This window comes from Niastella soli (genome assembly GCF_017742245.1).
GTDB lineage: Bacteria > Bacteroidota > Bacteroidia > Chitinophagales > Chitinophagaceae > Niastella > Niastella soli.
On sequence record NZ_JAGHKO010000024.1, the window covers coordinates 264,476 to 284,008 of the forward strand.

Consider the following 19,533-nt stretch of genomic DNA (forward strand, 5'->3'; position numbering starts at 1 on the left):
ATGTACGTTGCCAACACGCACCTGAAACCGGTAATTGGGATCGATATTCACTTTGTGAACACACCCATCCCGTTTATTCCGCTTCCACATCCATACATCGGCCTGGTAATTGATCCCTTCGATTATATTCCTTTTATTGGCGCTACCGTAAAAGTAAATCATGTGCCACGTGGCAACACCGACACGAGTGGCATGATCATTACTTTTATTCATATTCCTTTCGGTATAGGTTTTTCACTAATGCCCATCATTGGGCACGACAGCCAGAATTTCTTTGGCAGCAAAACCGTGTCGGTTGATGGGGCGCCCATGAGTGGGGCGGGGTATATGCTTATGACGTGTAATGATATTGGTATCCCGTTGTCATTCCGCCCGGGAAAAAAATTCAAACCTATTCCCTCTATATATCTTCCCACTTCCTTTTGTATTCCGCTGCAATGGGGCAAGCCGGTATTGGTAGGGGGGCCGCTGGTGCCAAACTTCAGCCTCATGGCTTTATTAAAAGCCTTTGCCTTTGGTTCTTTCCTTAAAATATTTGGCAAACTGGGTGGCAAGCTGTTGAAAGCTTTAAACCATAAGGTACTGAAGAAATTCCCGTCTACTAAAAAGCTCGGCAATATGCTTTGTAAAATGGGCTTTGAACCGGTAGACCTTATCAGCGGACGCGTGAATTATGAATACACCGATTTTGAACTGCCCGGCCCTATTCCTTTAAAATGGACACGCAACTGGGATAGCGATTCATCTATTCAGGGGCAGCTGGGACATGGCGTGCATCTTAGCTACGATCGTTGCATACAAATCTGGCCCGAGGAAGGCTGTATGTCTGTAACCATGGCCGACGGCCGCCTGGTAGTATTACCCTTGCTGTTTTATGGCGAAAGCTATTATCATCCGCAGGAAAAAATATCACTCCATCGTAAACAAAATGGTCATTTTTTACTGGAAGACTTTGATGAATCCCTGTATTATCACTTCAATCACCAGCATCAATCACAGCGTTGGCAGTTGTCGTTTATTGAAAACTATAGCGGCAATCGAATACAGTTGCATTATACAGGCGGATACATCTCAGCCATAACAGATTCCGCCGGCAGGCAACTTCTTTTACAATTAGATAAAAAACACCGCATCAGCGCTGTTGAGGTAAGACATCGCGCAGTACAACAACAACTGGTAAGCTATCAGTATAACGACGATGGTGACCTGATCACTATCTGCGATGCATTGGACCAGCCGGTAACCATCGAGTACCAGGACCACCTGATGGTAAAAAAGACCGACCGTAACGGGCAAAACTTTTATTGGGAATACGACGCCGAACAACGATGCGTGCATACCTGGGGCGATGGCGGTATCCTGGAAGGTTTCATTGAATACTTCAAAGGTTATAACCTGGTCACAAATTCTCTTGGAGAAACCACCACCTATTATTTCGATGAAAATAATTTGTGTGTTCAGGAAACCGATCACTATGGCAATCACCAATACACAGAATATACAGAAGATTTTGAATTATACCGGGAAATAGATGAAGCCGGGAATATAACCGGTTATGCATATGACGAAAAGAACAGGGTAAAAGAACAAACAGACCCCGACGGTACCGTTATTCAATATTATTACAATGCTTACAACCAGATAGAACTTATAATATTCCCCAATGGCACCAGTGAAACCTATGGTTATGATGCAATGCGGCGGTTGAGCTTTATCAATCGCGCCAACGGGCTTACATTAGCATACGAATACAATGACGAAGGGCAACTGGAGAGCATAATTCAAAAAGGCGGTGTCAAGACCCAATTGAGGTATGATGAAGATGATAACCTTATCTCCATGCAATTGCCTGATGGCACAACAGCAACCTGGAAATATGACGCCCTTGGCCGTTGCATACAAAGCAGCAATGGTGCCGGTGAAATGCGGTTTCTTGAATACGATGCCCTAAGCAGGGTACGGACCATTCACCTGCCAAATGGCAAGTTGATAAAAAGAGAATACAATGCTTACGATGAAGTAATTCGTGAAACTGATAATCATAGCACAGTACAGTATGAATACACGCCGCTGGGGAATGTAAAAAAACGAATAGAACAAAACAAAGAACTGAGTTTTATATACGATACGGAAGAACGATTGCAGGCTGTGATCAATGAAGCAGGCCGGCGATATCTATTTGATTACAATAAACGGGGAGAAGTGATTGCCGAAAAAGGTTTCGACGGTTTACTTAGAAAATACGATCGGGACCCTACAGGCAAAGTAATACAAATAAACCGTGCGGGCAACCGTTTTACTAAATATGAATACGACGCCAATGGACGCATAACCAGGGCAGAATACCATGATGGCAGCTGGGCTTTTTATAGTTATGATCCCAATGGAGAATTAAAGGAAGCGAGCAATGAGCATTGCACCATTCGATACACCAGGAACAAACAAGACCAACTGATAGTAGAAGAACAAGATGGGTATAAGGTGTTCAGTGAGTTTGATAAACTAGGCAATCGTACCCGCGTACACACCAGCCTGGGGGCTGATATACAATTCGAACTGAACAATGTAGGACTGGCTACCGCTGTGCGGGCAACGGTTATGGCGCACTCGGATGTACAGGCCAAGTGGAAGGCGCAAATGAAATACAATCAAACCGGCAATGAGCTGGAAAGATCATTACCCGGTGACCTGATCAGCGAATGGAAATATGACCAGGCGAACCGGCCGGGTGAACATAAAGTAAGCAGACGGGGGATGGTACAATCCTGGAAAAAATATACCTGGGTAGCTGATGAGCGGCTTACCAATATTTTTGACGCCCTGGCACAAACCAATACCGGTTTCAAACATAATGCAACCGGCAACCTGATCTTTGCGCAGTATGCCGACCAGAAGCAACACCGTGCGGTTGATGACACCGGTAACATTTATGAAACAGCAGCAAAAACAGATCGCAAATACAATGGCGCCGGTGCGCCGCTGGAAACCGAAAAACATATTTATAGATACGATGAAGAAGGCAACCTGATAAGCAAAACAGAAAAAGCTACCCAGAAAAAAACAGGGTATGAATGGGATGCTGCTGGTCTGTTGAAAAAAGTTATCCGTCCAGATAAATTGCCCGTCACATTTACATATGATGCACTGGGCAGACGTATATCCAAAACCTTTGATGGGAAAATTACCCGCTGGTTGTGGGATGATGAAGTGGCCATTCAGGAGTGGAGCTATGATGAACAGACAAAACCAACAGCCCTAGTGAATGAATGGGGCGACATGATCTATGACAAAGAAGAACCCAATCCGATCAATACAGCAGACGTAAAAGGAACTACCTGGGTATACGAACACGAAAGCTTTGTGCCCTGTGCAAAAATTGAAGATGGCGTAACCTACAGCATCATCTGCGATTTTCTGGGAACGCCCGCTGTTGCCTTCAACGAAAATGGGGAAAAAGTATGGGAAGGAGTGATGGATATTTACGGTAGAGCCAAAACGCTGATCGGAAACAAAAATTTTATACCTTTCCGGTACCAGGGACAGTATGAAGATGCAGAGACTGGCTTGTATTATAACCGGTTCCGGTATTATAGTCCGGAAGAAGGTCTTTACATCAGCCAGGATCCCATTGGGTTACATGCAGGCTGTAATTTCTATGCCTATGTGCCGGATGTGAATTTCTGGGTTGATGTGTTTGGTTTGATCAAGGGTGGCTCGCATTACCGGGTAAGAAAATATAATACCGGTGGCGAGGTGAACCACTTCCCGGCATGGGCTTCTTATAAGAAATTGCGGAGAACCATGCCTAATCTTCCCGGAAGAGGTTCCGGGCCTACGGTATGGATGACCTATGCAGACCACCGGAATACTGCCAGTTGCGGCTCCGGTCATGGCGCTGCTGCCTGGCGTGCCAGACAAAACCGACATATACGCGCTGGAAGATGGGCCGCCGCTATGGAAATGGATATTGATGATATAGTAACTACCCTTAACTTAGGTAAAAAGTATAAAAGAGGATTAAGGGAAGGTATAGGACACGCCTATAAACTGGGCCTGATCTCAAAAGCAGATAAACAAAGATTGAAAGCTAAATGTAAGTAACAGATGAAAAATGTAATCAAACCCTTCAAAGGACTTGGCAATCTCGAATTCGGCATGACGCTGAAACAAGTACAGGATATGGTTAATATTCATGAAAGCGAAGAAACCGATAAATACCTTAAGGAGACAAAGGTCTACGGTGATAAAACATACTATGTATTCAATAAAGATATTCTGGTAACCTTTGAAATGCATTACCAGGATGGGGTGTATTTCAATGATGTTGACATTTTTAATACGAAAGACATTGAAGCGCTCTTAAAAGGTTTTAAGTATGAAACCAAGAAAGATTACATCCATGTACAGGAAATAGGAATGATCCTGATGAGCTTTAAAAAGAAAGATCTGACCAAAAGGGAATTATGGTTCTACTCCAAAGAAATGATCACAGAATTGGAAACCTTTCTTGATGTTGTATAAATATGAATATTCAAACTGAGTTAAAAGATAAGGTCAGACAGGGATTTCCGGAAGGGTTTCCCTTTCCTGCAGAACTGGAAATGTTATGTGATTGGGTTACAACAAATGGTTTCCCCATCAGCGGCTATTTCAGGATCTTTGAGAACGAAGATAAAGAAGCCATCACTTTTTGGATGGGCTTTAACAATGTGAACGATCATTTTGGTGTTTTTGGCAAAAGCGCTGATGGATCAATGTATGCACTGTGGCGCGATGATGCCCAAAACACTTATAAGGTCGTTCACATGGGCTCTGAAGGAGATGAGCGCCTGGTATTAGCAAATAATTTCACCGACTTTCTACGACTGCTGGCTATTGGTTATGATGAGATTGGTTTTTGCGACCTCAGCCTGCCGCCAGAAGAAAATGAGGGATACGATCCCGACACCGTGAATCCCCGTTTCAGTGAATGGGTAAAAACTACCTTCAACGTTACTATTCCACGAACAGGCGATGAAATAGTGAACGTTTATGATAAATCATTCGATAACTGGGTGGAAGACCAGCTCGATGAATATTCCTGATCCGACTCGGAAGATCAACTGCCAGGTTACAATAAATGGGAAGTAAGAAGTAGAAAATATGAAATTGAAGAGCTTCTTACTTCTTATTTCCTAACTCTCTATCTTCTTCTTCTCGTCAAAATATTTATCAACCGACCAGGGTCCGTTACCTGCTATCAGGAAGTAAATAAGTCCGGCCAAACAAAGTAAGGTTATACCCATTTCCTGAAACGGCCGGAACATGGATTGATTAACAAAGAAAATAGCACCGATCAATATTGGTATCTGCATAATACAGGCTGCACGAGTAAGCAGCCCTACTGCCAGCATAAGTCCACCTACCAGGTGAGCGAAAACAATATAGTGGCCCAATAAACTCAAAGAAAAATAACTGTTTGGTAAGAAGGTTCCCATACGGCCGATCATAGCACTCATGTTGTAGAGAAATTCAATCCCTTTATAACACAGAAATATGCCTAGGGCGAAGCGAAAAATATCTGCCCATTTGGGATGGTGCCTGTCACCCCAAAACTCAAGTCGTTGTAAGAGGTTCATTCGGCAAAATTTAGATTAATAAAGAAAGAGCGCTATAAAGGTAGCATTATTTTTACACCTGCGTCAGCAACCCCAGAAAGGCTATAAAATGACAACCCCGACACTGTGGTCGGGGTTGCCCTATTCTTTAAAACAATTAATTCAATGTTTAAACGGAAACTGTAGCTCCTTTATGAGAGAATAACGAATCGAATATTTGCATTCCAGCCATTTTAAGTTTGGTAGGGAAAGAACTGTTGAGATTACCGGTGTAATCAACATACTTCACCACTACTTTGATCATGATCATCGGCTCGTTCTTCGCTTTTTCCTGGCGGGCGGGGGAGGCGGCCAACAAATTTTCCAGCTGGTCAGCATCCTCGATAATAAACCCTTTACCCTGAATTTTCAAACGATAGGCGATGCCTTTCTTAAAAAATTCCATTCTAACGGGAAATTCCTTGTCAAATGCTTCAATATCCTGGGCCGGTTTAGGGATAGCAAACCTGATCTCATCACCATCCTCATTCAGCTCCATTTCAGTAACCAGGTGATTCGGCAATTTGAACAAAGAGTCATTTTCAGCAAAAAACAAAGCGCTGTTCAGTTCCATCAATTTCCTCTTTAACAACTTACCGGGTAAATTAGAATTCATAGTATCCGTTTTATATTATAGAATAGAAAACTCAGTATGGATTACACACTAATGTGGCTTGAGTCCGAAAATACCCAATCGCCATACCATATTCCTGATGAATGATTCTTAATGCGTTAGTGCAGGCACATCAAGAATGCTGTCCCATAACTGGACAAGTTTTTCCAAATTTGACATTCCTTACACACGACCGTTGGATTACCCGGCAATAAAAAAAATGTAGATAGAATAAACTGGATTTATCAGACCTGTGAACCTTTTATCAGAACAACTGATCTTACAGATTGCTCTTTGAGATGTAGATAGCTTTTACGTGTTTCGTCCTGTTGATACTGCTCAAGACCCTGCTCATTTTCAAAAGCTACCAGGTGGATTTCGAATGGTGGTTCTATTGAGTTATCTACAAATGTACTACTTGTTGGCCGAATTCTTAAAAGAAGTTGACCCTTATATTTCCACAAAAGGGGGAGAACGATGTTCTCAAATTCAAAGAATGCATCTTCATGTCCTTCTTTTATATAGATCAGCTGTGTTAGATAGATCATTTTTTAGGGTTTTCTGCAAGATACCGTTGAAAGCTGGGTTAAAACTGCGTATTTTTCACCTATTCTCAGACTAGTATTTTGTTAAAGCCCTTCAAGCTAACCATCTTTAAAAATATTATGCCAGCCAATAAACATTGCGGTTAGTAGGCAGTCTATGTAAAATGACCCCGCGTATGACCGCCAATCCAGCGTTTATTGTATCATCACGCATCAATCTGGTACTCCTTACGTCTTTGGCTATTACTTTATTGATCTCCCTGCCACGGTTATTACTATGGCAACGGTTAACACAGGGAAGGGGTTCTTTTGAAACCAATGTGGCAGAGCTATCATTAAGAGCACTTTACATATTTCTTACTTCCATTGTGTATTTTTTTATCCATTTTCAAACGCACAGTAGTAAGATCGGCTTTGTAACTATAAACTATAACAGTTTTTGGCAACGCACCTTAATAAGCATTGCCATTTTTTTTATCCTCGATCAACTGCTGCTTCACTTTCATATGATTTTATTTTCTCCCAGAACAAACGCCCCCTTGTTTAAATTTCTTTTCAATATTAATATGGTGATCACTTTTATACTCACCATATTGTTTGCACAAATATTTCGTCTGTTACTGTATAACTACCAAATGCGTTTATCAAATGCATCGTTGTTAAAAACAAATGCTGAAACAAAATTTGAAGTACTGAAGAACCAGGTAAACCCGCACTTCTTATTCAATTCATTAAACACTATCAACTCATTGATCGTAACCGATCAACAGGCTGCGGTGCAATTCGTGAATAACATGTCTGAAGTATATCGATATGTATTAAAAAGCCATGAATTGAATTCTATTCCATTGCAGGAAGAGTTGCAGTTTATTACCGCATATACAGCAATGCTGAAAGGCCGGTATGGAAATAAAATGCAAATAGAAGTACAGGTGTCTTCTGTCTGGCAACTATACCGGGTCCCGCCAATGGCCTTGCAGATCCTGGTTGAAAACGCGGTAAAACATAATATAGCTTCACGCAACAGGCCCTTGCACATTCGCATTTTCACTACCGATGCAGCCGCCCTGGTAGTAACGAACAACCGTCAACAACGCCACCAGCTGTATCCTTCAACAGGGATAGGGTTGCAGAATTTAAATCAACGCTGTCAGTATCTGACAAATCACTCATTGACTATTCAACAAACCGAATCCAGTTTTTCAGTAACCATTCCTTTAATGAATGCATAGACCATGAATATTGCAATTATAGAAGACGAAGAAAGGGCTGTTCATCAATTAAAAAGCCTGTTGCCCGAAATAATTCCAGCCGCCAATGTAGTAGCAGTTATGGACACGGTGGAGGACTCGGTTTCCTGGATGCGCCAAGGAATAATCTTCCTGGACATTCACCTGGCCGACGGGGCCTGCTTTTCTATCTTTGAGCAATGCAAGGTTGATGTGCCGGTCATCTTTACCACGGCCTATGATCAATACGCCATAAAGGCCTTTGAAGTGAACAGCATCGACTATCTATTAAAACCCGTAAGAAAAGAAAGACTACAGCAAGCACTGGATAAATTTCAACGTCTTAATACCAGCAGTCAACGGGCGGTTCCTAAACAACAATTACAACTAATAACCCGTGAAATAACAAAAGCAACCAGTTACAAACGCCATTTCCTTATCCCCTATAAAGACCGCCTTATACCTGTATCCGCTGATGATTTTGCCTTTTTTGAAATAAAGGGTGGGGTAGTACGCGGTATTACATTCGATAAAAAGTACTGGCTGCTTGAAGAAAACCTCGATGAGCTGACAGATGAATTATGTCCCGGGGCATTTTACCGCGCCAACAGACAGTTCCTGGTAAGCCGTAGGGCCATAAAAGAAATTGAGTATTACTTCAACGGACGCTTTTGTCTGCATTTGTCACCCAACCCTGAAGAACCCGTACTGGTCAGTAAAGCAAAGGCTGGTAAGTTTAAGGAATGGATGGTTGGATAAGCCGTTATCCGCCGGGTTAAATATTCCAAACAGCCGATTAACGGTTAAATATGTCAGCTTAAGAGTATTGAGCTGATCTATACCATATGTAGACTGTATTTTGTATTAAAATGGAAACCATCAATATGAAAAGGATCATCAAAATCACTGCCATGCTGTCATTGGTTATACTGGCAACCCATGTATCGGCACAATCAAAAATGACTGAAGAACAAAAGGCTGAAGCCAAAGCCAGGTACCAGGAGTTAAAACAAAAATTAAATCTAACCGAAGATCAGTCAAAGAAAGTAGATGCTATAAACGCCTCCTGGTTTGAAGGATTAGCAGAGATAAAAAATTCGAACGAGCCCAAAATGGCCAAGCGTAAAAAGCTCAAATCATTAAATGAAATGAAGAACAGGCAAATGAAGGACGTATTAACAAAAGAGCAATTTAAAACATACCAGGAACAACAAAAGGAAATGAAAGAGGAGTTTAAACAAAGAAGAGCTAACCGTGAATAATATGGCATTGGTGTGCCCGGGTGATCCACAACATGAAAATTATCTTAAAACCAGCGCCCAGACTCACAAATGTTATCAAAACACTTAATCTTAACAATATTTAACATTAAGGAAATATAACTATAAGCCAATTCACTTACATTTGCACTTTCATATGGCAAGCAATCGTTTGAGCCCCTTGTTTCTACAAAGGGCTTCTTTTTTTTATAAAGTGCCGGTTTATTTTCAATTCACAAAGCCACAATAATCACCTCGTAAAAACCCGCACACGCAATATGTGTCTTTAACGATCAACTCATATATTATCTTTAGTCCTCTCATCACCTGGTACTTTTTTAACAGCGCATTTAATAAACAGCTATTATTTTCAATTTCTCAAACGCAGCCATGAAAATCTATAAATTATTTCTGTTACTGTTATCAGTGCCTGTTATAACAATAGCCCAACGAAAAGATTCATCGGAAAAGGCAATATCAAAGTTCACCCTGTTTGCACTGCAGAAAATACAAAAGCGGGTGCAGTCGTAAACTTGTCCAATGTATTATTCTATGTTGATGGATTGCCATCCTGGGAGGAAAACTTAACGGGCAAGCTGGTAAAAGTTACCGGTAAATTAATGCTTGTAAAGAAGGAACCGAAAACATCCGAAGAACTTACCAGGCAACAATACACAATTTTTTATCCTAAATGGAAGCTGATAGGAGAGACTACAACTATTATTAATGAGAATGATTATTCATGTGAGTTTTTAAAACCACTTGGGGAAATTATTCATTGCGGAGTATTGAAGTCAGCCACACTTATGAAATTCCGGCTGGAGGGTAAAAAACAGGAAATAATGGTTTATGTAGCATGCGCTGAATTCTATGGTTTTATAAAAGGCAAGACCTATAAATTAAAACTGACGACAGATATCAGCCAATGTCAGGATTGTTCTTCAAATTATAAGCTACTAAAGAATACATTTCTGCCAATGTATTATGCAATGAAAATTCAATAAAGGAAAGAAGCATATATATAAAAAAGAATGTCGAAGTATATAAACTTCGACATTCAAGATCCATTATTGATCAGTCAATATTATTAATACTGTTCTTTATCGTTCGGAAAGTCCTTTGCCTTTACATCATGCACATAATTTTTTACTGCGCCAATGATCTGCTCATACAGGTTCAGGTATTGCCGTAAAAAGCGGGGCTTGAATTCGGTATTGATACCCAGCAGATCGTGCATCACCAGCACCTGGCCATCGCAATGCATTCCGGCGCCAATACCAATAGTAGGTATTACCAGTGATCCTGACACTTCTTTGGCCAGCGCAGCAGGGATCTTTTCCAGTACAACGCCAAAGCAGCCTGCTTCCTCTAATAATTTGGCATCGTTGCGCAGTTTATTGGCTTCCGCTTCTTCGCGTGCTCGTACTGTATAGGTACCGAATTTATAAATTGACTGTGGCGTTAATCCCAAGTGGCCCATAACCGGAATACCGGCAGCCACAATACGTTTTACCGACTCCAGCACTTCTTCACCGCCTTCCAGTTTAACGGCATGCGCGCCGGTTTCCTTCATAATGCGGATGGCTGATGCCAGTGCTTCTTTGGAATTGGCCTGGTAAGTACCAAACGGCAGATCAACCACAACAAAACAACGGTTTATACCGCGGATAACCGAAGAGGCATGATAGATCATTTGATCGAGCGTAATTGGCAACGTGGTTTCATGACCTGCCATTACGTTGGAGGCGGAATCGCCTACCAGAATTACATCAATACCGGCTTCATCAAACAACCGGGCAAATGAATAGTCGTAAGCTGTTATCATGGAGATCTTTTCTCCAACAGACTTCATTTTTTGTAACGTATGGGTCGTTACTTTTTTTACTTCTTTGTTAACGTGTACCGACATACCTGGGAGTTTTATACTGTGTGTGTATGGGGCGGGAGGGAATATGGCTCTGCATTAGAATAAAACACATTTAATGCTCCTCGCAGTTGTTAGCGGCTGCTAAGGTAGGAGAATTTAGAACAGTACCAAAAGATATCTAACGGATGTTCGTTAAATGGAAATTAATAGTAAGAAATAAGTTATTATAAATGAGATAATTGATAAAGCAATGAGGCGACGGAATGAAAAGAAATAAGCCTATTCACAAATTAACGAACCTAAGAACCCAGGAACTAAGTACTGGGAACCAACTTGCCTTTCTCTTTCAGCTCGTCGTATAAATGCTGGATCAATCCATCTGCCAAACCGATCTTCGGAACATGTATTTCTTCAATACCAGCCCAGCGCATTACATTCACATAAATAAACAGGGCAGGCACGATCACATCGGCCCGATCTTCCCGCAATTTATAGATGCGTATTCTGTCGGCAACGGAAAAACTGCTGAACTCTTTATAATAGTCTTTCAACAATTGTAAAGGCAGGGATTTGCCTTCTTTTCGCTTGGAGAGGGAAAATATTTTATTGATGTTTCCGCCACTGCCTATGGCCATTATATCGTGATAGGGTTTGGTTTCGCGTTTCACAAAATCTTTCATCTCACCCCACAGGTAATCGTCCACCTGATTTTTTAGCAGTCTGATGGTGCCAATATTAAAAGAACGTTTGAAAATAAGCCGTCCATTGGCAAAAAAGGTCAACTCAGTACTACCGCCACCCACATCAATATATAAATAGGTATGGTTTTTATCGAGGTTCTCCGCAATGTGGTTCTCATAAATAAGCGCGGCCTCCGCATCACCGGTGATCACCTCAATGCCGATGCCGGTTTCCTGCTTAACCCGTTCCAGGATCTCGTCTGCATTGGACGCATCGCGCATGGCAGAAGTTGCGGCCGCTTTGCAATATTCCACTCCGTAAGCATCCATTAAAAGTTTGTAAGCTTTGATGGTGTTCAGGATCATGTCCTCTTTTTCTTTTGAGATCGCTTTTTTCTCAAACACATCAAAGCCCAGGCGCAAGGGCACCCGGACGAGGTTGATCTTTTGAAATTGCGGTCTTCTGTTATTGGAAAGAATAACATCCGATATCAGCAATCGTGCCGCATTACTGCCTATATCTATGGCCGCCAGTTTCATGTGTCGTTTTATATCGCCGATTTTTCATCCACCGTTACAATCTCAGAAACCTCCGCATTGGATGAATCGGGTATTCCATTGCTTTTTTGATGTAAGTAATTATATATCTCTACCTGTGACCGCACTTTTTTGATCTTCCGGTCCCGCGCATATCGGTTGCTTAGTTCATTGTCCAAAATTCTGGCTTTTACATTATCACTAAGTTGTATTTCCAGGATATTTTTCAACACTTTTTTAATATTCTCGTCAAAGATAGGGCAGGTAGCCTCTACACGGTGGTCAAGATTGCGCACCATCCAGTCGGCCGACGAAATATATGCCTTTTCACTGCCATTATTATGAAAAATAAATACCCGGGCATGTTCAAGATACTCGTCAATAATACTAACAGCCTTTACGGGTTTTACGAACTTCGTGCTTTCTGTATACATACAGAAGATGCCCCGGATGATGAGTTTTATTTCCACGCCGGCCCGTGCCGCTTCATACAGTTTTTCAATAAGGGCTTCATCGCTCAGCGAATTCATCTTTAAAAGAATGCCAGCCGGTTTGCCTTCTTTGGCAAATTTTATTTCCCGGTTGATCAGTTTTATTAATTCCTTCCGCAGATCAGTAGGGCAGGGAATAATGGTTTTACAGGCCCTCAGGAAATGCATACCCTCCTTTGGTTTCTCCAGAAAGTTAAAGATGCGGTTTACATCGGCCATGATAAACCTGTCGCTCGTTAGCAAACAATGATCACCATAAACGGTAGCTGTTTTTTCATTCAGGTTACCGGTGCTTATAAATCCATAATGAATGGTATGGTTATGCACCCGTTTTTTAATTAAACAGGCCTTGGCATGCACCTTCATGTCAGAAATACTGATCAATACTTTTACCCCCTCTTCTTCCAGCCGTACTTTCCAATCCAGGTTGGCTTCCTCATCAAAACGGGCCCGCAGTTCCAGCATCACCGTTACCTGTTTGCCATTTCGAACGGCATTAATAAGGGCGTTGATGATCTTTGAATTGGTGGCCAGCCGGTAGGCGGTTATTTTAATAACGGTAACATCGGGGTCAATGGCCGCTTCGCGCAGCAGATCTATTATGGGGTTGAAGGAATGATAAGGGAAATTCAGCATGATGTCGGTATATAACACCACATCCGTTACCCGGGGCGTACTTTTCAGCATTGGATGCATAAAAGGCTTTTTCCGGGTCCCTTTTCTTTCAAATACATCTGGAAAGTCCATAAAATGCCGGAAGTTATGGATTCGTCCGCCGGGGATCAGGCTGTCCTTGCGCGACAGGTTCAGCTTGCGGATCAGGTAATCGAGCAAACCGGCATCCATTTGTTTATCAAACACAAACCGAACGGGTTTACCCTTGCGCCGGTTCCGCACCCCTTTTTCTATCTTTTGAATAAGGGAGGTGGAAATGTCGCTGTCCATATCGATCTCTGCATCCTTGGTTACTTTAAATACCCAGGATTCAAACCGGTCGTACCCAAAATAAGAGAAAATGCTTTTCAGGTTGAACCGGATCACGTCTTCCAGTAAAATAATATGATGTTGCCCTTGTGGCGATGGTAACAATTTAAAGCGGCCATTAGCCTTGGCCGGAATTTCAATAATGGCATATTTCCGTTTCAGGCTGCCGTCTTTTCGCGAAAGCACTACCCCCAGGTACAACGATTTTTCGCGCAGGTAGGGAAAATGCGGAATGCTTTCCACCATCAGGGGAATGGTATTCATGCGAACATCTTCCTCAAAAAAGGTTTGTACAAACTTCTGTTGTTCTTTATTAAGGCCCTTGTCGGTGATCAGGAAGATCTTTTCTTTTTCCAGTTCTTTATTTATTCCTTCCCAAATACGGTTGAACTGGCTTTGCTGTTCCAGCACGATCTGTTGAATTTCGTCCAGGATCTTGTTGGGGGCCACTTCCATATGCATGTTCTTTTTGCCCACTTCGGTCATGCGTTTAAGGGTAGCCACACGAACCCGGAAAAATTCATCGAGGTTATTGGAGAAAATGCCTAAAAATTTAACCCGCTCCCGTAATGGCACACTGGGATCAGCAGCTTCCTGCAATACACGGGCATTAAAAGATAACCAACTAATGTCCCTGGCTATGGTCTTACGTTTCATCTGTGTGATCATATTTGTCTTGGCAGAATTCCCCTGGGGTTCCTTTTTTTTAAAGGTTTAAGAAATTAGCTTCCATTTCTGTGCCCGGATCAGGCCTTCATACAATTGGGTATGAAGTTGTTCTACCAAAGGTGAGAAGGCGTAAATTAAAATTAAATTAAGTAATTATTAAATCGCTCGAACAGAAAGTATTAAAATGCCTGTTTAGTACATGCCACCTTCTAGTTGGGTCCTGTCCAGATCCAGTTGGATTCAGATTTGGTTCATGTAAGATTTATTTCTGATATACACATATCCCGTACATATCCCGTATATGTTCCGTATATATCCCATATATATGCCGTTCCTTAATAGGTACGGGACAAGTACGGATCAGGTACAAATCACTTACAGGAAATTATCGGTATACAAATAAATCTATCCTAAATAAAAGAAGATATACAAGCCAGGTAAACAAGCGGACAAGAGGTATATAAAACCCGAAAAAATAACAACTGCGAGATGAATTGCTGCGTTATATGGCAACAGGAACCGAACTTTGGAGGGCTGCGATGGGACGAAGGAGGTCCTAAAGCCGTCGAAAAATGTGAATAACTGTCCATTTTGGGCTATTTTACACATTTCCAAGCCCAACATATCCACAGATGTTGAAAAGTGGCTAAAAAAAGTTTGGTATTAGTTTGATAATTACCTAGATTTTACGACCTTTGCCGTCCTAAATTTTATGCGTCATGTCAAGAGTATGTTTGGTGACAGGTAAAGTTCCCGTAACAGGACACAAAGTATCGCATTCCAATATTAAGAGCAAACGTAGGTTTTTACCGAATTTGCAAACTAAGCGTTTTTACCTGGCCGAAGAAGATAAATGGATCACCCTCAAGTTGTCAACTGAAGGTATTCGTACTATTAACAAAAGAGGCTTGATGCCCGTAGTAAAAGAGCTGCGTGCAAAGGGTGAAAAAATCTAATTAACTTTTAAAGCGTTATAACAATGGCAAAGAAAGGTAACCGTGTTCAGGTAATCCTGGAATGTACTGAGCACAAAAATAGCGGAATGCCTGGTACCAGCCGGTATATCTCTAATAAGAACAAAAAGAACACTCCAGAACGTCTGGAGTTGAAAAAATACAACCCGATCCTGAAAAAGGTAACGGTTCATAAAGAAATTAAGTAAGCTTTGACAATTAGCAAATTTGCCATTGTGCAATTGCTAAACGCAGCTTGTATTAATTTTGGAATTTGCTAATTATCACATTTTCAATTTAGAGTCATGGCAAAAGCAGCTTCAAAGAACGCGAAAACCAAAGATGCTAAAGCAGCCGCTGAAGCAAAGAACTGGACGAAAGTAATTCGTGCTGTACGCAGTGAGAAGACTGGCGCATATACTTTCAAAGAGAATATCGTACACAAAGACAAGGTTAAGGATTTCTTAGCCGGTAAATAATTTGGGTAAGGAAGTATCTTATCAAAAGCTCCGATCTATTGTCGGAGCTTTTTTGCGTTAACTGAATTGAAAGGAGTAACATTAGTGCCTGCCTTTTTATTTGATATTCAACGCTTGTTTCGACTTTACGATTACATTGTTATCTTTAGTCACTAAAATCAGGAAAATGAGTTTTTTCGGGAAGTTGTTTGGCAAAAAAGAAAAGGAATCGCTCGATCAGGGATTACAAAAGACAAAAGAGGGATTTCTGTCAAAGATCACCAAAGCCATTGCCGGTAAAAGTACCGTAGACGAAGAGGTGCTCGATAACCTCGAAGATGCCCTGGTAAGCGCCGATGTGGGCATTGATACTACGGTTAAGATCATTGAACGTATTGAGGAACGCGTAGCAAAAGATAAGTATCTCACTACCACTGAACTAAACAAGTTATTGCAACAGGAAATTGAAGCTGTGCTGGTAGACGCGCCTGAAAATAACAGCTATAATTTCAATACGCCACTACCATCCAAACCATTTGTTATTCTGGTGGTGGGCGTAAATGGAGTAGGTAAAACTACCACCATTGGCAAACTGGCCTATAACTTCAAAAAAGCCGGTAAATCGGTATTGCTGGGTGCAGCCGATACCTTCCGCGCTGCGGCGGTTGATCAGTTAACCATCTGGAGCGAACGGGTTGGAGTTCCCATTGTAAAACAGCCCATGGGTTCAGATCCTGCCTCGGTGGCATTCGATACGGTACAAAGTGGATTGGCCAAAGGCGTAGAAGTGATCATTATAGATACTGCCGGCCGTTTACATAACAAGGCGCACTTAATGGATGAATTAGGTAAAATTCGCCGGGTGGTTCAAAAACTGATCCCCGAAGCGCCCCATGAAGTAATGCTGGTGCTGGATGGTTCCACGGGACAAAACGCGCTGGAGCAGGCAAAACATTTTACCGCTACCACCGATGTATCGGCACTTACCATTACCAAACTTGACGGAACGGCTAAAGGCGGTGTGGTACTGGCCATTGCCAATCAATTTAAAATACCCGTTAAATTTATTGGAGTGGGTGAGAAAATGGAAGATCTACTGGTATTTGATAAACATGAGTTTGTAGATAGTCTTTTTAAGTTGACCAATTAACGAGGGGAACGCAGATAGCAGCAGGTTGATAGGCTCCCGGCTGAGCCGAGACGGATTTTCTGCCGTTTTCCAAACTCTTTATAAGCAAAAAGCCCCGACGGTATCGGGGCTTTTTTATTTTCAGCTATTTCTTTTTTAGAAAGTGAATTTCACCCCTAAACCACCCCAAACGTCAACATAAGCGCCGTGGAGGAATTCAACATAAGGATTTACATCAAGGCTAAGCGCGATAGGAGCGTTTCTGATCTTGTAATCCAATCCTAATACGCCATCAACACCGAAAGACGCTGACCCTTTATCATAATAATGATCATTACGCCAGTAACCTTCGTTATACCAGCCAATGTGAGCGCCGGGTCCAACATACCATTTTAAACCAGGAGCGCTATTGATATCACCGTGAAATTCATACAATCCGGTAAAACGGAAACCGTGACCCCAGAAGTTAAGCAAACCTTCCAGTGCCGCGTCGTCTTTAATAAAATGTTTTACAGTCAATGCACCAGGCCAGAATTTTACCCCAATGGCAGTCTTATAATCAGAGCCTAATGCCTGGGCTTGAGTACGATTAACAGTGAACAGGGCTAGTAAACCTAGTACAACTACGATTTTTTTCATAAATATTCCAATGTTTGGTCAAATACAATTTTAAAAAACTATGCCAAACTTGCACAGCTAGAAAAGATTCTAAACAATTAATGCTCAATTAATTTTAGCATTATTTCCGCAATATTACACCGAAACACCTAAAACGCAAAGGGATTAACAATTGTTGTACAGTAACCCAGCCTATTGCCTATTGTCCATTGCTTATTGTTAAGTACCTTTGCGCCCTTATATGAAAGTTAGATCCCATAAAAAAGACAAGGTAAATATCATTACGCTGGGCTGCAGTAAGAACATGGTAGACAGTGAAGTGTTAAGTGGACAGTTACAGGCGAATGATATAGCTGTGATACATGAGAATGAAAAATCAGATCACAATATTGTAATTGTAAATACCTGTGGCTTTATTGACAAGGCCAAGGAGGAATCTATCAATACCATTCTTGACCAGGTAGAATTGAAACGCCGCGGCAAACTCGATAAGGTATATGTTACCGGCTGTTTGAGCGAGCGTTACAAAAATAACCTGGAACAGGAGATCCCTGAAGTGGATGCCTATTTCGGCACCATGGAATTACCGCTGATCCTGAAAGCGTTTGAAGCCGATTATAAAGCAGAATTGTTGGGCGAACGGCTGCTGGCCACGCCTACCCATTATGCTTATTTAAAAATATCAGAAGGTTGTAACCGCACCTGCTCTTTTTGTGCCATTCCGCTTATGCGCGGGCAGCACGTTAGCCGTTCAATCGAAGACCTGGTGAAAGAAGCTGAGGGCCTGGTGAAAAAAGGCGTGAAAGAAGTGATGCTGATTGCCCAGGAATTGACCTATTATGGCCTGGACATTTACAAAAAACGCATGCTGGCCGATCTGATGAACCGCCTGGCTGATGTAAAAGGGTTGGAATGGATCCGCCTGCATTACGCATATCCTTCTAAATTTCCATTGGAAATACTGGATGTAATGCGCGAACGGGATAACATATGCAATTACCTCGATATGCCGCTGCAACATGCCAGCGATAATATGCTGAAGGCCATGAAACGGCAGATAACCCAGGCAGAAATGAATGAGCTCATCAGCGCCATCAGGGAAAAAGTGCCTGGTATAGGTTTACGAACTACGCTGATCACCGGTTTCCCTGGCGAAACAAGAGACGATGTAGAATCTTTAAAATCTTTCCTGCAACAACATCGCTTCGACCGCGCAGGCATTTTCACTTACTCGCACGAAGAGAACACTACCGCCTACGACCTGGAAGACAATATTCCGGCCGAAGAAAAAGAAGCCCGTGCACAGGAGATCATGGAAGTGCAGCAGGAGATCAATTTTGAAAAGAACCAGGAAAAGATCGGCAAAACGTTTAAAACACTCATCGATAAAAAAGAATCGGGCCGTTACCTGGGCCGCACAGAGTTCGATAGTGTGGAAGTAGATAACGAAGTGATCATTAACAGCACCAAAAAACTACCCATAGGCGAATTCGTAAATGTAAAGATCACCAAGGCGTACGATTTTGACATCGAAGGAGAAGTAATATAGTTTGTGGTTGGTGGTTTGTTGTTTGTGGTTATTTCCGCTTTTTCGACTGACCTATAAATGGCAAATTATTTCAATTAAAGATATCTGCGACCCCAAGATAGCGATCTTGGGGTTTCTTGTTTGTGGTGAATATCTGAAAAGTAAACCTGCTGACAATTGTAGTTCAGCTCGAAATTCGAGTATAACTACAAACCACAAACTACAAACAACAAACCATTTGTTACCACAAAGTTGTATTGTTCCCACTTTTCATAAACAATACCTTTGTGTTGATGATATTGTCATTATTTATCATAGGCAATATCGGGTACTCCTT

General features: G+C 41.8%; 20 protein-coding genes. 13 read left to right on the forward strand and 7 right to left on the reverse strand.

Annotation, left to right across the window (positions count from 1 at the left end; genetic code table 11):
• Genes J7I42_RS33910 through J7I42_RS33920 form a run of 3 tightly spaced genes read left to right on the forward strand, consistent with a single transcriptional unit; the run spans window position 1 to window position 5,084 of the window.
• Complete coding sequence (locus tag J7I42_RS33910; RefSeq protein ID WP_209144799.1) at window positions 1-4,101, forward strand: RHS repeat-associated core domain-containing protein; 4,101 nt, start codon at window positions 1-3, stop codon at window positions 4,099-4,101.
• Between the two features lie 3 nt (window positions 4,102-4,104).
• On the forward strand, window positions 4,105-4,521 hold the full coding sequence (locus tag J7I42_RS33915; RefSeq protein ID WP_209144800.1) for a hypothetical protein: 417 nt from the start codon (window positions 4,105-4,107) through the stop codon (window positions 4,519-4,521).
• Between the two features lie 2 nt (window positions 4,522-4,523).
• Window positions 4,524-5,084: an SMI1/KNR4 family protein gene (locus tag J7I42_RS33920; RefSeq protein ID WP_209144803.1), complete on the forward strand. Its 561-nt coding sequence runs from the start codon at window positions 4,524-4,526 to the stop codon at window positions 5,082-5,084.
• 90 nt (window positions 5,085-5,174) lie between these two features.
• Here the strand turns inward: J7I42_RS33920 and J7I42_RS33925 are convergent, their stop codons facing one another.
• From J7I42_RS33925 to J7I42_RS33935, 3 genes are all read right to left on the reverse strand, one after another.
• Window positions 5,175-5,618 (reverse strand): DoxX family protein, encoded by a 444-nt coding sequence (locus J7I42_RS33925; RefSeq protein WP_209144805.1) that lies wholly within the window; start codon window positions 5,616-5,618, stop codon window positions 5,175-5,177.
• Between the two features lie 148 nt (window positions 5,619-5,766).
• On the reverse strand, window positions 5,767-6,252 hold the full coding sequence (locus tag J7I42_RS33930) for a hypothetical protein (protein WP_209144807.1): 486 nt from the start codon (window positions 6,250-6,252) through the stop codon (window positions 5,767-5,769).
• A 242-nt stretch (window positions 6,253-6,494) separates the two neighbouring features.
• On the reverse strand, window positions 6,495-6,797 hold the full coding sequence (locus J7I42_RS33935) for a hypothetical protein (RefSeq protein ID WP_209144809.1): 303 nt from the start codon (window positions 6,795-6,797) through the stop codon (window positions 6,495-6,497).
• A 173-nt stretch (window positions 6,798-6,970) separates the two neighbouring features.
• Between J7I42_RS33935 and J7I42_RS33940 the strand changes: the two genes are divergently transcribed.
• The 5 genes from J7I42_RS33940 to J7I42_RS33960 all read left to right on the forward strand — a co-directional run bounded on the left by J7I42_RS33940 (window position 6,971) and on the right by J7I42_RS33960 (window position 10,286).
• Window positions 6,971-8,026: a sensor histidine kinase gene (locus tag J7I42_RS33940; protein WP_209144810.1), complete on the forward strand. Its 1,056-nt coding sequence runs from the start codon at window positions 6,971-6,973 to the stop codon at window positions 8,024-8,026.
• A gap of 3 nt (window positions 8,027-8,029) precedes the next feature.
• Window positions 8,030-8,782: a LytR/AlgR family response regulator transcription factor gene (locus tag J7I42_RS33945; RefSeq protein WP_209144812.1), complete on the forward strand. Its 753-nt coding sequence runs from the start codon at window positions 8,030-8,032 to the stop codon at window positions 8,780-8,782.
• A gap of 125 nt (window positions 8,783-8,907) precedes the next feature.
• Window positions 8,908-9,285 (forward strand): hypothetical protein, encoded by a 378-nt coding sequence (locus J7I42_RS33950; protein ID WP_209144815.1) that lies wholly within the window; start codon window positions 8,908-8,910, stop codon window positions 9,283-9,285.
• 387 nt (window positions 9,286-9,672) lie between these two features.
• Window positions 9,673-9,813, forward strand: coding sequence for a hypothetical protein (locus J7I42_RS33955; RefSeq protein ID WP_209144817.1), 141 nt, complete (start codon window positions 9,673-9,675; stop codon window positions 9,811-9,813).
• A 2-nt stretch (window positions 9,814-9,815) separates the two neighbouring features.
• On the forward strand, window positions 9,816-10,286 hold the full coding sequence (locus J7I42_RS33960; protein ID WP_209144819.1) for a hypothetical protein: 471 nt from the start codon (window positions 9,816-9,818) through the stop codon (window positions 10,284-10,286).
• 83 nt (window positions 10,287-10,369) lie between these two features.
• Here J7I42_RS33960 and panB read toward each other — a convergent pair whose 3' ends face one another.
• The 3 genes from panB to ppk1 form a co-directional block, all read right to left on the reverse strand.
• Window positions 10,370-11,191, reverse strand: a complete 822-nt coding sequence (gene panB / locus J7I42_RS33965; RefSeq protein WP_209144821.1) for a 3-methyl-2-oxobutanoate hydroxymethyltransferase — start codon at window positions 11,189-11,191, stop codon at window positions 10,370-10,372.
• 272 nt (window positions 11,192-11,463) lie between these two features.
• Window positions 11,464-12,369: a Ppx/GppA phosphatase family protein gene (locus tag J7I42_RS33970; RefSeq protein WP_209144823.1), complete on the reverse strand. Its 906-nt coding sequence runs from the start codon at window positions 12,367-12,369 to the stop codon at window positions 11,464-11,466.
• A gap of 8 nt (window positions 12,370-12,377) precedes the next feature.
• Window positions 12,378-14,498: a polyphosphate kinase 1 gene (gene ppk1 / locus J7I42_RS33975; protein WP_209144825.1), complete on the reverse strand. Its 2,121-nt coding sequence runs from the start codon at window positions 14,496-14,498 to the stop codon at window positions 12,378-12,380.
• Window positions 14,499-15,229: 731 nt separating this feature from the next.
• Here ppk1 and rpmB point away from each other — a divergent pair.
• The 4 genes from rpmB (at window position 15,230) to ftsY (ending at window position 17,071) form a co-directional block, all read left to right on the forward strand.
• Window positions 15,230-15,466, forward strand: a complete 237-nt coding sequence (gene rpmB / locus J7I42_RS33980) for a 50S ribosomal protein L28 (RefSeq protein ID WP_209144827.1) — start codon at window positions 15,230-15,232, stop codon at window positions 15,464-15,466.
• Between the two features lie 23 nt (window positions 15,467-15,489).
• Entirely contained in the window at window positions 15,490-15,672 is a 183-nt protein-coding gene (gene rpmG, locus J7I42_RS33985; protein ID WP_209144828.1) for a 50S ribosomal protein L33, read from the forward strand.
• A 96-nt stretch (window positions 15,673-15,768) separates the two neighbouring features.
• Window positions 15,769-15,942 carry a DUF4295 domain-containing protein gene (locus J7I42_RS33990; protein WP_014218834.1) on the forward strand — a complete coding sequence of 58 codons (174 nt, stop codon included), beginning with the start codon at window positions 15,769-15,771 and terminating at the stop codon, window positions 15,940-15,942.
• Window positions 15,943-16,108: 166 nt separating this feature from the next.
• Window positions 16,109-17,071 (forward strand): signal recognition particle-docking protein FtsY, encoded by a 963-nt coding sequence (gene ftsY / locus J7I42_RS33995; protein ID WP_209144830.1) that lies wholly within the window; start codon window positions 16,109-16,111, stop codon window positions 17,069-17,071.
• A 135-nt stretch (window positions 17,072-17,206) separates the two neighbouring features.
• On the opposite strand, the gene J7I42_RS34000 is transcribed toward ftsY, so the two are convergent.
• Window positions 17,207-17,689, reverse strand: coding sequence for a hypothetical protein (locus J7I42_RS34000; protein ID WP_209144832.1), 483 nt, complete (start codon window positions 17,687-17,689; stop codon window positions 17,207-17,209).
• A 220-nt stretch (window positions 17,690-17,909) separates the two neighbouring features.
• Between J7I42_RS34000 and rimO the strand changes: the two genes are divergently transcribed.
• Complete coding sequence (rimO, locus tag J7I42_RS34005; RefSeq protein ID WP_209144834.1) at window positions 17,910-19,217, forward strand: 30S ribosomal protein S12 methylthiotransferase RimO; 1,308 nt, start codon at window positions 17,910-17,912, stop codon at window positions 19,215-19,217.
• Window positions 19,218-19,533: the final 316 nt, after the last annotated feature.

Bases quoted from the DNA above. Each gene is read 5' to 3' on its own strand.
- ftsY (WP_209144830.1), top strand. From the start codon at position 16,109: ATGAGTTTTTTCGGGAAGTTGTTTGGCAAAAAAGAAAAGGAATCGCTC.
- rimO (WP_209144834.1), top strand. From the start codon at position 17,910: ATGAAAGTTAGATCCCATAAAAAAGACAAGGTAAATATCATTACGCTG.
- J7I42_RS33910 (WP_209144799.1), top strand. From the start codon at position 1: ATGTACGTTGCCAACACGCACCTGAAACCGGTAATTGGGATCGATATT.
- J7I42_RS33930 (WP_209144807.1), bottom strand. From the start codon at position 6,252: ATGAATTCTAATTTACCCGGTAAGTTGTTAAAGAGGAAATTGATGGAA.
- J7I42_RS33970 (WP_209144823.1), bottom strand. From the start codon at position 12,369: ATGAAACTGGCGGCCATAGATATAGGCAGTAATGCGGCACGATTGCTG.
- J7I42_RS33955 (WP_209144817.1), top strand. From the start codon at position 9,673: ATGAAAATCTATAAATTATTTCTGTTACTGTTATCAGTGCCTGTTATA.
- J7I42_RS33945 (WP_209144812.1), top strand. From the start codon at position 8,030: ATGAATATTGCAATTATAGAAGACGAAGAAAGGGCTGTTCATCAATTA.
- rpmB (WP_209144827.1), top strand. From the start codon at position 15,230: ATGTCAAGAGTATGTTTGGTGACAGGTAAAGTTCCCGTAACAGGACAC.
- J7I42_RS33925 (WP_209144805.1), bottom strand. From the start codon at position 5,618: ATGAACCTCTTACAACGACTTGAGTTTTGGGGTGACAGGCACCATCCC.
- J7I42_RS33920 (WP_209144803.1), top strand. From the start codon at position 4,524: ATGAATATTCAAACTGAGTTAAAAGATAAGGTCAGACAGGGATTTCCG.
- J7I42_RS33915 (WP_209144800.1), top strand. From the start codon at position 4,105: ATGAAAAATGTAATCAAACCCTTCAAAGGACTTGGCAATCTCGAATTC.
- J7I42_RS33940 (WP_209144810.1), top strand. From the start codon at position 6,971: ATGACCGCCAATCCAGCGTTTATTGTATCATCACGCATCAATCTGGTA.
- rpmG (WP_209144828.1), top strand. From the start codon at position 15,490: ATGGCAAAGAAAGGTAACCGTGTTCAGGTAATCCTGGAATGTACTGAG.
- J7I42_RS34000 (WP_209144832.1), bottom strand. From the start codon at position 17,689: ATGAAAAAAATCGTAGTTGTACTAGGTTTACTAGCCCTGTTCACTGTT.
- J7I42_RS33935 (WP_209144809.1), bottom strand. From the start codon at position 6,797: ATGATCTATCTAACACAGCTGATCTATATAAAAGAAGGACATGAAGAT.
- panB (WP_209144821.1), bottom strand. From the start codon at position 11,191: ATGTCGGTACACGTTAACAAAGAAGTAAAAAAAGTAACGACCCATACG.
- ppk1 (WP_209144825.1), bottom strand. From the start codon at position 14,498: ATGAAACGTAAGACCATAGCCAGGGACATTAGTTGGTTATCTTTTAAT.
- J7I42_RS33990 (WP_014218834.1), top strand. From the start codon at position 15,769: ATGGCAAAAGCAGCTTCAAAGAACGCGAAAACCAAAGATGCTAAAGCA.
- J7I42_RS33950 (WP_209144815.1), top strand. From the start codon at position 8,908: ATGAAAAGGATCATCAAAATCACTGCCATGCTGTCATTGGTTATACTG.